The 13,236-nt window shown below is 70.2% G+C and carries 13 protein-coding genes; 3 read left to right on the forward strand and 10 right to left on the reverse strand.

Going from position 1 to position 13,236, the window contains the following annotated elements; genetic code table 11:
• The first annotated feature begins 76 nt into the window (after positions 1–76).
• The gene (locus tag ABEA93_RS15975) at positions 77–1,255 is read left to right on the forward strand and encodes a hypothetical protein (protein ID WP_345676204.1); all 1,179 of its coding nucleotides are present in this window, start codon (positions 77–79) and stop codon (positions 1,253–1,255) included.
• Between the two features lie 7 nt (positions 1,256–1,262).
• On the opposite strand, the gene ABEA93_RS15980 is transcribed toward ABEA93_RS15975, so the two are convergent.
• The 8 genes from ABEA93_RS15980 to ABEA93_RS16015 form a co-directional block, all read right to left on the reverse strand.
• On the reverse strand, positions 1,263–1,775 hold the full coding sequence (locus ABEA93_RS15980) for a GtrA family protein (RefSeq protein WP_345676205.1): 513 nt from the start codon (positions 1,773–1,775) through the stop codon (positions 1,263–1,265).
• Positions 1,776–2,157: 382 nt separating this feature from the next.
• Entirely contained in the window at positions 2,158–2,385 is a 228-nt protein-coding gene (locus tag ABEA93_RS15985) for a hypothetical protein (RefSeq protein WP_345676206.1), read from the reverse strand.
• A gap of 71 nt (positions 2,386–2,456) precedes the next feature.
• The gene (locus ABEA93_RS15990; protein WP_345676207.1) at positions 2,457–3,326 is read right to left on the reverse strand and encodes an amino acid ABC transporter permease; all 870 of its coding nucleotides are present in this window, start codon (positions 3,324–3,326) and stop codon (positions 2,457–2,459) included.
• Positions 3,323–3,967 carry an amino acid ABC transporter permease gene (locus tag ABEA93_RS15995; RefSeq protein WP_345676208.1) on the reverse strand — a complete coding sequence of 215 codons (645 nt, stop codon included), beginning with the start codon at positions 3,965–3,967 and terminating at the stop codon, positions 3,323–3,325. Before ABEA93_RS15995 ends, ABEA93_RS15990 begins: the two co-directional genes overlap by 4 nt.
• Before the next feature lie 58 nt (positions 3,968–4,025).
• Positions 4,026–4,952: a glutamate ABC transporter substrate-binding protein gene (locus ABEA93_RS16000; RefSeq protein WP_345676209.1), complete on the reverse strand. Its 927-nt coding sequence runs from the start codon at positions 4,950–4,952 to the stop codon at positions 4,026–4,028.
• A 14-nt stretch (positions 4,953–4,966) separates the two neighbouring features.
• The gene (locus ABEA93_RS16005) at positions 4,967–5,686 is read right to left on the reverse strand and encodes an amino acid ABC transporter ATP-binding protein (protein ID WP_345676324.1); all 720 of its coding nucleotides are present in this window, start codon (positions 5,684–5,686) and stop codon (positions 4,967–4,969) included.
• 164 nt (positions 5,687–5,850) lie between these two features.
• Positions 5,851–6,669, reverse strand: coding sequence for an ABC transporter permease subunit (locus tag ABEA93_RS16010; protein ID WP_345676210.1), 819 nt, complete (start codon positions 6,667–6,669; stop codon positions 5,851–5,853).
• Positions 6,666–7,736, reverse strand: coding sequence for an ABC transporter ATP-binding protein (locus ABEA93_RS16015; RefSeq protein ID WP_345676211.1), 1,071 nt, complete (start codon positions 7,734–7,736; stop codon positions 6,666–6,668). The genes ABEA93_RS16010 and ABEA93_RS16015 overlap by 4 nt, the downstream gene beginning before the upstream one ends.
• A 219-nt stretch (positions 7,737–7,955) precedes the next feature.
• On the opposite strand from ABEA93_RS16015, the gene dprE2 reads away from it, so the two are divergent.
• Both dprE2 and lpdA read left to right on the forward strand, forming a co-directional pair.
• Complete coding sequence (dprE2, locus tag ABEA93_RS16020) at positions 7,956–8,720, forward strand: decaprenylphospho-beta-D-erythro-pentofuranosid-2-ulose 2-reductase (protein WP_345676212.1); 765 nt, start codon at positions 7,956–7,958, stop codon at positions 8,718–8,720.
• 197 nt (positions 8,721–8,917) lie between these two features.
• A complete protein-coding gene (gene lpdA / locus ABEA93_RS16025; RefSeq protein WP_345676213.1) occupies positions 8,918–10,324 on the forward strand; it encodes a dihydrolipoyl dehydrogenase in 1,407 nt (468 codons plus the stop codon).
• Positions 10,325–10,434: 110 nt separating this feature from the next.
• Here lpdA and ABEA93_RS16030 read toward each other — a convergent pair whose 3' ends face one another.
• Both ABEA93_RS16030 and ABEA93_RS16035 read right to left on the reverse strand, forming a co-directional pair.
• On the reverse strand, positions 10,435–11,478 hold the full coding sequence (locus tag ABEA93_RS16030) for a glycoside hydrolase family 26 protein (protein WP_345676214.1): 1,044 nt from the start codon (positions 11,476–11,478) through the stop codon (positions 10,435–10,437).
• Positions 11,479–11,677: 199 nt separating this feature from the next.
• Positions 11,678–13,183, reverse strand: coding sequence for a hypothetical protein (locus tag ABEA93_RS16035; protein WP_345676215.1), 1,506 nt, complete (start codon positions 13,181–13,183; stop codon positions 11,678–11,680).
• Between the last annotated feature and the right edge of the window lie 53 nt (positions 13,184–13,236).

The raw sequence follows: 13,236 nt of genomic DNA on the forward strand, positions 1-13,236 counted from the left end.
GATCAACCGTGTGTGTCGGTCCCCTCCGTCATCATGGCCGCGGCACTGACGCGCGTGATCGCGAAGGGGGAACACCGTGCGAACCGTGTTCGACGGCGACGTCGACGTCGCCTACATGTCGATGTACGTCGATGCCCGGGACGACTGGGCCCGATCCCTCGGCAACGCCGTCGGCGGCCAGGAGAACGGAATCTGCGGCGCCGCCGAGCCCGGGCACCTGCACCTGATGACCGGCATGCACACCGGCCATATCCGCCTCACCATCGAAATCCACGACACCGCCCCGGCGTTGGACGACCACTGGGAGGACATCGTCGAGGCGTCCTTCACCCCGGAAACCGCGACAGTGTGCCTCAACCAGTGGGGCGGCGGCACACCCTGTGAGTTCGCCTTGGCCGCGACAACGTACCGGGTCCGCTACTGCGCCACCGGCATGGACGCCGGCAACGACATGAACGTCGTCCTGGATGGCGAACCCCACGTCGACAGCTACCTGCTCCAGTTCTGGCCCGCACCGGAACGGCCCGACCGGGTGCTGAAGCAGACCAGCCGCCAGGCCGCCTACTGGCACGGCCACGCCCGCTCCCAGCCGCCCCCGCCGACCCCCGAGGAACGAGCCGAGGCGGCCCGCCGTGCCGCGGAGGAAGAACGGGAGCGGCGGTTGGAAGCCGCCCGGCAGTACGAGATCCGCGCCTGGGGCGGCCGCGAGCCGTCCGACCGGCTGCGCAACGTCCGCGGGAACGTCCACGGCCTGCGCCTCCTGGACGTCCATCTCGCGCACGCTCTCGACGCGGCCGACCCGGCGGTCCGGCGCCGCATCGCGCGGTGGGCGGTCCGCCGTGCGTTCGAGGCCGCGGGGCTGGCGCAGATCAGCTGGATCGCCCCGGCGCTCGACGCGCTCGATGCCGGGGATCGCCTGCCCGAGCCGTTCGACGATCTCAGGCGTGCCTTCGACCGGGTGCTCGGCGACCCCGGGGTGCCGCGCAGCACGGTCGTCATCTCTGCCCTGGCGCCACGCGAGATCAGCCGTCAAGCGGTGGCTTTGCCGGCGCTCACCGCGGCCGCCGAGCCGGACGCGCTCCACGCCGCCGTGGATGCGGTGTACGCGGCGGCGTCCAGTTTCGGAGCGGACGGCGGCGCGTTCCTGGCCGAAGTCCGGCGGGCGTTCCCGGAACTCGGCGACGTACCCGACCCGCCCGACCCGCCGGTGCCGACGATGCCGCCGGAGATGCTCCGCGGGGGCTTCACCGGCTGAGGCGGCCTCAGGCCGCGACCGTCACCGTGCCGCGGTCGATGGCCGGGGTCAGCGTGCGGGCGGTGGCGGCGGTCTTCGCGCCGCCGATGCCGCGGGCGAAGACGTAGACGCGCAGCGCCGCGAAGCGGCCGATGCCGGCCAGGCCCGAGGCCGACAGGTAGACGGCCTGCTCGGTCATCACGCCGGGCGATCCGGCGGTGGCGTGCAGGGCGAGCATGGCGGCGGTGGTGAACAGGTAGCTGACCGCGGCGGTGCCGCTGGACTGGAGGTGCATGCGCCAGCCGCGGCGGTCGCTGCGGAACGTCATGCGGCTGTGCAGTTCGTTGGCGGCGATCGTCGACACGACCGTGACCGCGGCGTTGGCGATCGCCAGCGATATGGAGAAGTAGGCAGTCAGCACCACCAGGACGCCGCTCGCCGCGACGCCGGTGCCGCCGCCGAAGACCACGAAGCGGACGAACGAGGCGACGGGGCCGGTGCCGGTGGCGGCGGTGCGGATCGCGCTGCGGCTGGTCTTCACGTACGGCTCCTCGTCCCCGGACGGACCCTGTCGTCCGCCATGCCCCAAACCTAGAAACCCAGGGCCGCCGGGCCCATGGGGCCGGCAGCCGAACCGACGTGGGGCCAGCCCCACCTTTGCGGTGGGGGGCTGCCCGCCATGCCGTCCGTCCCGGACGACTCTACGAGTCATCTAGGAAAGGTCCGTTCCGCTATGCCTTCCGGAATTGCTCCGGCCGGCGATCCGGCACGTGACCCGGCTTCCTCTCTTGCAGACCGCGGCGAGGCCGCGAACTCATCGGTGTGGCATAGCAGGACAACAAAGAACCCCCGGACGGGAATCCCGTCCGGGGGTGTGTTCCGCGCCACTGCCCGAGGCGGGCCGGGCGCGGTCTGAGGGGCTGTCAGGGGCTGGGCGGATCGCGGTAGTACCGCTGCTCGTACACGTCCGCCCCGGACCGCGAGCGGCGGCGCAGCGCGGTCGCCACGATCCCGGCGACCAGGCCGACCGCGCCGCCCGCCATGAGGATGGTGCCGAGGACGTCGAGGTTCACCCAGGTCGGGTCCCAGGTGATGGCGTATTTGAGGATCGAGCCGAGGATGATCAGGGCGAGTCCGCCGGCGATGGTCATGGGCACTCCAGCCGCAAAGCATAGGCAGCAGCAAGCACATATCAACGCCAATACGCTGATATGACACTTGATCAGTCACTGCCACTTTGTCCGGGCATGGGAGGTACGGCAACCGCAGGCGTGCGACGCCGCCCGATCGGCCGAACGCGCCGCTTGCTCCGACGGCCGCGGGACTCCACCCACTTCGCGAGTCCGGACAGCAGCATGCACATGCCGATGTAGATCGGCGCGATGACCATGACGACGGGGATGAACGGCAGGCTGTAGTCGAGGTTCGTGGCGATCTGCTTGCCCGCGTAGAGGAACTCCTCGTAGGAGATGAGGAACCCCAGCGAGGTGTCCTTCAGCGCCACGACGAGCTGGCTGATGATCGCCGGCAGCATCGTGCGGACGCCCTGCGGGATGAGCACGTGGCTCATCACCTGGGTCTTGCGCATGCCCAGCGCGTATGCCGCCTCGGCCTGGCCGCGCGGCACCGCGTGCACGCCCGCCCGGAACACCTCCGCGAGGACCGAGCCGTTGTACAGCGTCAGGCCGCTGATCAGTGCCCACTGCGGTTCGACCTTGAGCGCGATGAAGATGAAGAAGATCATCACCAGCACCGGCATCGCCCGGAAGAACTCGACGACCACCGTCGACGCCCACCGGATCACCCGGTGGTCGGACAGCCGGCCCGCCGCGAACACCGCGCCGAACACCAGCGACAGCACCGCCGCCCACGCGAACGCCTCCAGCGTGTGCCGGAGGCCCCGCCACAGCAGCTCCTGGATGCCGACGTAGGTGAACGGGCTCCACTTCTCGGCGGCGAACTGCCCGGTGTCGACCAGCTTGTAGCCGATCCACGCGACGATCCCCGCGAGCACCAGCGACGCGAGGGCGCCGTACAGGCGGTGGCGCCGCAGTGCGGCCGGTCCCGGCTGGTCGTAGAGCGCGCTGCTCACCGGACCACCTCCCAGTGCTTCTCCATGATCCGGAACACGAGGCTGATGGAGAGCGTGATGATCAGGTAGCCCGCGGCGATCCAGACGAACGTCCACACGATGTTGAAGCCCAGTTCGTTGAGCGTGCGGTAGGTGCCCAGGAGTTCGACGACGCTGAACGACCCGGCGATCGCCGAGTTCTTCGCCAGCGCGATGAGCGTCGACCCGAGCGGCGGCAGCACCGACCGGAACGCCTGCGGCAGCACGATCACGCCGAGCGTCTGCCCGAACGACAGGCCCAGGCTGCGTGCCGCCTCGCCCTGCCCGGTCGGCACGGTGTTGATGCCGGACCGCACCGCCTCGCAGATGAACGCGGACGTGTAGCAGCCGAGCGTGAGGACCGCGAACAGGAAGAACGGCAGCACGATGCCGAACCGCGGCAGCCCCAGCACGACGGCGAAGAACAGCAGCGTCAGCGGCGTGTTGCGCAGGATGTTGACCCACGTGGCGCCGAACAGCCGCATCGGCGCGATCGGCGACACCCGGCACGCCGCCACGAGCACCCCCAGCAGCAGCGCGAGCGCGGACGCCGCCGCGGTGAGTTCGACGGTGCCGACGAAGCCTTCCCAGTACGTGTGCCAGTTTTCGGTGAGAACGTTCATCGCTTCCGCTTTCTCGGCGTGACTCGGCGGGACCCGGCGTTTCTCGGCGCCCGGCCGGCTAGTAGCGGTCGATCGGCGGGGGAGCGGGCGCGGGGACGCCGGACAGGCCGAGCGTGGCGTCGTACGCGGCCTTCCAGTTCCCGTTCTGCTCGTTGTGCGCGATCGCGTCGTCGATGGCCAGCCGGAACGCCCGGTCGCCGCGCGGCACGCCGATGCCGTACGGCTCCTCCGAGAACAGCGGCCCGGCGAGCTTGAGCTGGTCCGGGACCTTGGCCGCGTAGCCCTTGAGGATCGTGTCGTCCGTGCTGACGGCGGCGACCTGGTAGCTGATCAGGTTGTCGACGCACACCGAGTAGCTGTCGTAGCCGACCAACTCGACCTGCGGATAGTCCTTCTGCAGCCGCTGGTACGGCGTCGACCCGGCCACCGAGCAGACCTTCTTGCCCTTCAGGTCCTGGATACCGTTGACGTCCTTCTCGTCGGTGCGTACCAGCAGGCCCTGTCCGGCCATGTAGTACGGCCCGGCGAACCCGACGACCTTCTTGCGGTTGTCGTTGATCGTGTACGTGCCCGCGTAGTAGTCGACCTGGCCGTTCTGGATGGCGGTCTCGCGGTTCGCCGACGTGATCGTCTTGAACTCGATGCGGTCGGCGGGGAACCCGAGGTCGGCGGCGATCATCTTGGCGATCTCGATGTCGAAGCCCGAGTAGTAGCCGGTCGCGGGGTCCTGCTGCGCGACGTACGGCTGGTCGGCCTTGGTGCCGACGATCAGGTGGCCGCGGTCTTTCGCGGCCCGCCACGTCGGCGAGTCCGGCACGTTCGCGGCCTCGTTGACGGTGTACGTCGGCAGGTGCCCCTGGTTGGGCCCCTTGGGCGGCGGCGTCCCGGAGCGGCCGCACGCGGCGGCGGGCAGCACGGCGAGCGCGGCCAGCAGGCACGCGGCGGCGCGCCGTACCGCCCGCAGCCGCGGGGGAGTCGTGGGCATGCGGAACGTCTCCCTCAGTGGTGCAGGATCTTCGACAGGAAGTCGCGGGCCCGCGCGGTGTTCGGCGACTCGAAGAACTCGGCGGGCTCGCGCGCCTCGACGATCTGCCCGTCGGCCATGAACACGACCCGGTTCGCGGCGGACCGGGCGAACCCCATCTCGTGGGTGACGACGATCATCGTCATGCCCTCCGCGGCGAGCGACCGCATGACCTCGAGGACCTCGTTGATCATCTCGGGGTCGAGGGCGGACGTCGGCTCGTCGAACAGCATCAGCTTCGGATCCATCGCCAGCGACCGCGCGATCGCCACCCGCTGCTGCTGCCCGCCGGACAGCTGCGCCGGGAACTTGCCCGCCTGGTCGGCCAGCCCCACCCGGTCCAGCAGTGCCCGGGCCCGCCGCTCGGCCTCGTCCCGGCGCATCTTCCGCACCCGCAGCGGGGCGAGGGTGACGTTGTCGAGCACCGTCTTGTGCGCGAACAGATTGAACGACTGGAACACCATGCCCACTTCGGCACGCAGCTTGGCCAGCCCGCGGCCTTCCTCCGGCAGCGGCCGGCCGGCGACCGTGATGGTGCCGGACTCGATGGTCTCCAGTCGGTTGATGGTCCGGCACAGCGTCGACTTGCCGGAGCCGGACGGGCCGATGAGGACCACCACCTCGCCCTCGTCGACGGTCAGATCGATGTCGCGCAGCACGTGCAGCGACCCAAAGTGCTTGTTGACGCCCTGCATCACGACCAGCGGGCCGCCGGAAGCGGCCGGGTCCGGAGGCGTCGGGGCGGTTGGCGCGTCGGTCACACCCGCCACCCTGCCCGGGTGCCGCGCCGCCCGAGGGCGCGCCGCCGGGCCGGCACCCGGACGAGCGACACCCCCTCACCCGTCCGGCTCAGCGTCGCTCACGCGTCCTTGCGGGTGAACCGCATCCAGCCCAGGATCAGCAGCACCGCGATCTCCGCGCAGAACACCCCGAAACCGGTCCACGGCCCCAACTGGTCGCCGTGGTACTGGTGCGCGACCGTCACCTGGGACCCCGCGTTGCCCGGCATCAGCTTCGCCACCCAGTCGCCCCACTTGCCGGGCAGCAGCCCGACCAGCGACCCGATCACGAAGATCATCCCGAGGCCGACGGTGATCGCGCCCGCGGTGTGCCGCATCAGCAGCGCCAGCGCGAACCCGAACAGTCCCAGCACCGCCAGGTACAGGCCGTTGCCGATCAGCGCGCGCACGACGCCGTCCTGGCTCAGCGGGACCCCGATGTCCTTCGCGTCCAGGAACGCGTTGCCCGCGAAGTAGCCGAGGAACGCAACGATCGTGCCGATCACGAACAGCATCGCCGCGAGCACCAGCGCCTTGGCGATCAGCACCGTCGTCCGCCGCGGCATCGCCGTCAGCGTCGCCCGGATCATCCCCGTCGCATACTCCGACGACATCACCAAGACACCCAGCACCAGCGCCGCGACCTGCCCGAACACCACGCCGACGGAGATCAGCTCGTCCGGGTGGGTGTCCCGCTCCGAACCGTTCGCGATCGAATTCGCGGACAGCGCGCAGAACAAGACGGTCAGGCCGATGCTCACCACGGCCAGCGCGACCAGCGTCCAGAAGGTCGACCGCACCGTACGGATCTTGATCCACTCGGCGTTCAGGAACGCCCCGAACCCGATCCGGCCCTCCGGCTGCGCGTCACCCTCCGGCAGCAGTACCTCGGTTGTCATCGCACGTCCCCCTGCCCGCGCCCGGCGTCGCCCGCCCGCCGCGGCGGACCCCACCCCGGCGGCGCCTGCGTCTCCTGCGGCACCTGCGCCGGCTGCCCGGGGGCCGGCGCCGCTTCTTCCCCGTCGCCGTCGTGCGGCGGATGCGCGGGAGTGTGGACGCCCGGCACCCCCGCGTGGTACTCGACGCTCTCCGCCGTCAACCGCATGAACGCCTCCTCCAGGGACGACTGCACCAGCGTCAGCTCGTGCAGCCACAAACCCGCCTGGCCGGCCGCGTCGCCGACCCGCGCGGTGTCCGGCCCGTCGACCCGCAGCGCCCCGTCCGGCAGCGCCGCGACCTCCCAGCCGAACTCGCGCAGGACGGTCTCCAGCCGGTCCTGCTGCGGAGAGCGCACCCGCACGTAGTTCGTGGAGTTCTGGTCGATGAACGACCGCATGTCGGTGTCCGCGAGGATGCGGCCGCGGCCGATCACCACCAGATGGTCGGCGGTCACGGCCATCTCGCTCATCAGGTGGCTGGAAACGAACACCGTCCGGCCTTCCGCGGCGAGCTGCTTCATCAGCGTGCGGATCCACAGGATGCCCTCGGGGTCGAGCCCGTTGACCGGCTCGTCGAACATCAGCACCCCGGGGTCGCCCAGCAGCGCCGCCGCGATCCCCAGCCGCTGCCCCATGCCCAGGGAGAAGCCCCGGGCCGGCTTCCGCGCGACCTCCCGCAGCCCGACCATGTCGATCACCTCGTCCACCCGGCGGCGCGGCAGCCGGTTCGACGCGGCCATCCACAGCAGGTGGTTGTACGCCGTCCGGCCGCCGTGCATCGCCTTCGCGTCGAGCAGCGCACCGACCTCGCGCAGCGGTGCCGACAAGCCCGCGTACTGCCGCCCGTTGACGGTCACCGTGCCCGACGTCGGCCGGTCCAGCCCGAGGATCATCCGCATCGTCGTCGACTTGCCCGCCCCGTTCGGCCCCAGGAAGCCGGTCACGGTACCCGCCGGGACGGCGAAGTCGACATGGTCGACGGCCGTTTTGTCGCCGTACTTCTTGGTCAGTCCTCGCGCGACGATCATGCGTCTACCTTGCGTTCGGCCGCCCGTTCGCGCCATCAGGCGCGCGGCACACGGCCGCGATCCGACGACCGTTCGGATGACGCACAGTCAGACCCCCGCGGCGGCGCGTGACGCCCCGTCAGCGGGGCGCCGGGGGCATCCGGCAGACTGTCGCCTGTGAACTCCGCTCCCACCGGTAGTCCGTCACCGTCCGTGCATGATTCGCCCTCTTCGCGTCCTGTGCCCCCTCCGCCCGGCTCGCACCCGGGGACGGTGCTCGTCCTCGGCGGCCGCAGCGAGATCGGCGTCGCCGTCGCCGAACGGCTCGCCCGCCGCGGCGCCCGCCGCATCGTCCTCGCCGCGCGGCGCAGCGCCGAACTCGACGCCGAAGAGGCCGCGCTCCGCGCCGCGGGCGCCACCGACGTGGCGCGCGAGGAGTTCGATGCCGACGACACCGCCGGGCACGCCGTCTTCCTCGACCGGATCGCCGCCGCGTACGGCCCCCTCGACGTGGTCGTCACCGCCTTCGGCATCCTCGGCGACCAGGCGCTCGCCGAAGCCGACGCCGACCACGCGCTCGCGATCGTGCACACCGACTATGTCGCGCACGTCGGCATCCTCACCCGGCTGGCCGCCCTGCTCCGGGAGCAAGGCCACGGGCGGCTCGTGGTCTTCTCGTCGGTCGCCGGCGTCCGGGTCCGCCGCGCCAACTACGTCTACGGCTCCGCCAAGGCCGGGCTCGACGGCTTCGCGAGCGGACTCGCCGACGCCCTCGCCGGCAGCGGCGTCCATTTGCTGCTGGTGCGTCCCGGCTTCGTCGTCGGCCGCATGACCGAGGGCATGACCCCGGCACCTCTGTCCAGCACGCCCGACCAGGTCGCCGACGCGACCGTCAAAGCCCTCCTGCGCGGCAAGGGCGAGGTCTGGGTGCCCGCGGCACTGCGCCCGGTATTCGCGGGCATGCGCATGATGCCCAGACCGCTGTGGCGGCGGCTCCCACGCTGACCGGTCGGCTTCCGGGCGTCTTCGGTTGCCGAGCGCACACCGGCCCGGACCCGGCGTCGCACGCACCCGCGCGTGATGTTGGGATAGGACCGTCGAACCAGGGCGAGCACGCGGTCGCCGACCGCGGCCCGCCCGCAGCACCGCTGTACGACCGCACCGTACGACTGCACCGCAGTCGCGTTCGAGAGGGGAAAGGCATGGCCGACGGACATTACGACGTGGTGGTCCTGGGAGCGGGCCCGGGCGGCTACGTCGCCGCGATCCGCGCGACGCAGCTCGGGCTGCGCACCGCGATCGTGGAGGAGAAGTACTGGGGAGGCGTCTGCCTCAACGTCGGCTGTATCCCCTCCAAGGCGCTGCTGCGCAGTGCCGAACTGGCGCACATCGTCACGCACGAGGCCAAGGGCTTCGGCATCGAGATCGAGGGGCCCGTCAACCTCAACTACGGCGAGGCGTTCACGCGCAGCCGGCGGGTCGCGGACGGCCGCGTCAAGGGCGTCCACTACCTGATGAAGAAGAACGCGATCACGCAGTACAACGGCCGCGGCACGTTCCTCGACGACCACACCCTCCGGGTCGCCGAGGCGGACGGCGGGTCGTCGACGGTCACGTTCGACAACTGCATCATCGCGGTCGGCGCGACGACCCGGCTGCTGCCGGGCACGCAGTTGTCGGACCGGGTGCGGACGTACGAGGAGCAGATCCTCGCGGACAAGCTGCCGGCCGGCATCGTCATCGTGGGCGCGGGCGCGATCGGCGTCGAGTTCGCGTACGTGATGAACAGTTTCGGCGTGGCGGTCACCGTCGTCGAGTTCCTCGACCGCATGGTGCCGCTCGAGGACGAGGACGTCTCCGCGGAACTCGCCCGCCGCTACCGCAAGCTCGGCATCACCGTGATGACGTCGACGGGCGTGCAGTCGATCGAGGAGACCGGGGCCGGCGTGCGGGTGACCGTCGCCGACAAGGAGGGCCGGACGCAGGTCCTCGAAGCCGAGCAGGTCCTCCAGGCGATCGGCTTCCAGCCGCGGGTGTCGGGCTACGGGCTGGAGAACACCGGCGTCGCCCTCACCGAGCGCGGCGCGATCGACATCGACGCGTACTGCCGCACCAACGTGCCGCACATCTTCGCGATCGGCGACGTGACGGCGAAGCTCATGCTCGCGCACACCGCCGAGGCGATGGGCGTGGTGGCGTCCGAGACGATCGGCGGCGCGGAGACCATGCCCGTCGAGTACGTGATGGTCCCGCGCGCGACGTACTGCCAGCCGCAGATCGCCAGCTTTGGCCTGACCGAGGCCCAGGCCCGCGAGCAGGGCTACGACGTCAAGGTCGCCAAGTTCCCGTTCACCGCCAACGCGAAGGCCCACGGGCTCGGCGACGCCGTCGGCTTCGTCAAGATCCTCAGCGACGCGAAGTACGGCGAACTGCTGGGCGCCCACCTGATCGGCCCCGAGGTCACCGAACTCCTGCCGGAACTGACCCTGGCGCAGCAGTGGGACCTGACCGTGCACGAGATCGCCCGGAACGTGCACGCGCACCCGACGCTCGGCGAGGCGGTCAAGGAGGCCGTCCACGGGCTGGCGGGGCACATGATCAACATGTGATCCGAAAGCCCGCACCCTATCTGGTGCGGGTATAGGTGACGGAGAAATGCCAAGGGCGGTGCCGCAGCAAATCGGCGGCACCGCCCGGAAGCGGCTTCAGGGCTTCGGAATCACAGGCTTCCGAACTTGACCCGGTATTCGGCTTTGCCGTTCGGGAAAGCGTCGAGTGTGGCGCCGCCCCAGTCCTGGTCGAAATACGACTGGAAGAGCGGCCCGGACGCGTTGAACCAGGCGGCGGCCTTGTCGATGAAGTACGGGTTGTCCCCGCCGCCGGCGTAGGAGTCGCCGTTGTGCGCGTACAGGCCCCACTCGTCGAACGCGACCGGCTTTCCGTGCGCCGCGGCGAAGGCCTTGTGCGCGGCGAGTCCGCCGGGCTGGTTGACCAGGTTCGACCAGCGGTCCTGCGGCGTCGCCGTCTGGTGGCCCCACCAGACGTCGTAGAAGTTCTGGCCGATGACGTCCACCCAGGCGTCGCCGGGGTAGTAGTCGGCGTAGCCGGTGAGCTTCCGCCCGGTCGGGAATCCGGTGGCCGAGTCGAAATCGAACGTGAAGTGCTGGCCGGGGACGGTCCGCATCACATCGACGACGTGCCGGAACGCGGCCGCGTAACCGGCCGGGTCGTCGCACGCCTGCCACGGTCCGATGCCGCAGTTGTTGCCCTCGTAGCCGACCCGCACCACCGTGTCGGCGAGCCCGTTCGCAACGAGCTTCGCGGCGACGCCCTTCCACGCCGAGTCGTACGTGCCGGACACGACCGCGGCGAAGTTCCCGCCGCCGGGAACGAGCGGCAGGCCGAGGGCGAGGCGTCGGCCGGTGTCCTTCCACGCGCCGAGCTGCGTCGGGTAGTAGGTGCCGAACGGGTCGATGTAGTCGGTTGCGACCGGCACCGGCGATCCGAGCCAGGAAGCGAACGTGCCGACCGCGGCCGCGCCGCCGGTGGATCCGGTGCCGGAATAGACGCCGAGGTGTCCGGGTGTGAACGCGACCGGCTGCGCCGTGGCCGTGGTGGTGGGCGTGGGTGTAGCGGTGGGTGTGGCGGTGGGTGTGGCGGTGGGTGTGGCCGCGGGCGTCGGCGCCGCCTTCGGCTTGTGTCCGGCCTGAGCCTGCGGTGCGCATGTAAAAACCGCTGCGGCGGCGAACGCGGCAACGGCCATGGTTGAGAGGCGCAGACGTCTGGGCATGAACCAGTCCAATTTCGTCGGGCGTGTTCCGGGTCCGAAGCAACGTACGTGGCCGGGATCCCGTGTGCAACGAGCAGAAATCACACCGGTATCGCTGATAAGCCCCGCCCCACGCGTCATCGAAAAAGGCGCGAGAGGGCCGGATCCGGAAACGGATCCGGCCCTCGGCGGGTCAGTTCGGGCGCTTGACCCACGGTGACTTGGCGTAACCGCTGTCCACGTGGAAGACCTGGGGCTTCCCGTACAGGTTGCGGACGTGGATGTTCCAGGTGGCCACGCCCTGGGGCACCTGGATTTGGACCTGGATGGTCGGCGGCTTCCCGGCCTGCCGCCACTGCGTGCAGGCCAGGACGCAGGCGTTCGACAGTTCGGTGAAGTACAGGGTGAGCTTGTTCGGCGAGGGCGGCGAGGGCTTCGTCCCGGTCTCTTCCTTCATGTGCTTCAGGCAGGCCAGGTCGGTCTCCATGCTCGCGGTGCAGAATGCGCGCGGGACCCACGACTCGTTGATCGGGATCCAGGTCACCGCGGTGACCGTCGCCGGGAGCTGGATCTCCGTGTAGCCGAGTTTGTTGATGGCGGCGCACACGGTGGTCCAGTCCTCGCCGCTCCAGGCGAGGATGCCGACGGCTTTGGACAGCTGGAGCGCCGTCGAATTCGCCGGGACCTTCTTCTTGAGCGCGGGAAGGATCGTGGTGTTCTGACAGTGCGTGAGCACCTGCCCGATCTCCTCCGGCTCCAGCCCGGCGATGCACACCAGCCACGGCTTGCCGTAGAACGCGACCATCGACTTGCACATGGACAGGGCCGGCTTGCCCATGCCCGACAGGCAGGCGAACCGGTCGACGACCTCGGGGCGCACCAGGGTGATGCCGCCGCTCAGGTTCAGCTGCGCGTTGACCAGGTTGGTCGACGCGGCGGTGCAGATGTCGGTGATCGCCTGCTTCTGCTCGGCCGCGGTGCACGTGAAGGACGCCTTGAGCCGGGTGTCGATCTGTCGGCCGAGCTGGACGATGCTGATCTGGAGCAGCGGCTCGGCGGTGGCCCGGTGCTTGAGCAGCGGGGCGGTGAGCGGCGCCAGGATTTCGGTGAGCTGGAGCGTCGCGATGTACTCCACGGCGGTATTTGCGTCGGTGACCGTCGCGGTGAGTTGGGTGAGCGCGGCGTCGCAGCTCGCCAGCGTGTGCGTCCGGTGCGCCTCGACGTCCGTGGACTGCTGGGCGAGTGCCGCCAGCTTGGTCGCGGCGCCCGGCCGGGCGGCGTCCAGGTCCTTCATCAGCTTGGTCGACGAAGTGAACGAGCCCAGCCGCTGCCGGGTGGCGGACGGCATCTTGGCGCGGGTGACGTCGACGTACATGATGTCGCTGTGCTCGACGATGACCAGTTCGTCGTAGGCCTCCTGGACCGACGAGGCGAAGAAGTCCTTCAGGTCGTCGAACATCTTCACTGCCAGGTCGTCGATCAGGGCGACCATCTGGGCCTTCCACACCGCCCGGCGCTCCGGGTCGGCGATGTGCGCGAGCTGCTGCTCGACCAGGGCGTTGGCGTCGTCCTTCCACTTCTGTACGGCGGCGTTCGCCTGGCCCTTGAGCACCACGGCGAGAGCCGGCTTCAGTTCCTCGTCACTTGCGGGACGGTCCGGCGGGGTCCCGCCCGCGCCACCGATGGTCTGCTCCGTCATCGTCGTGCCCCCCAATCCCCCGCCGCGTACGACACGCCGCGACGGGGAAACGT

The sequence above is a fragment of the Yinghuangia aomiensis genome (genome assembly GCF_039542225.1).
Classification (GTDB): Bacteria; Actinomycetota; Actinomycetes; order Streptomycetales; family Streptomycetaceae; genus Yinghuangia; species Yinghuangia aomiensis.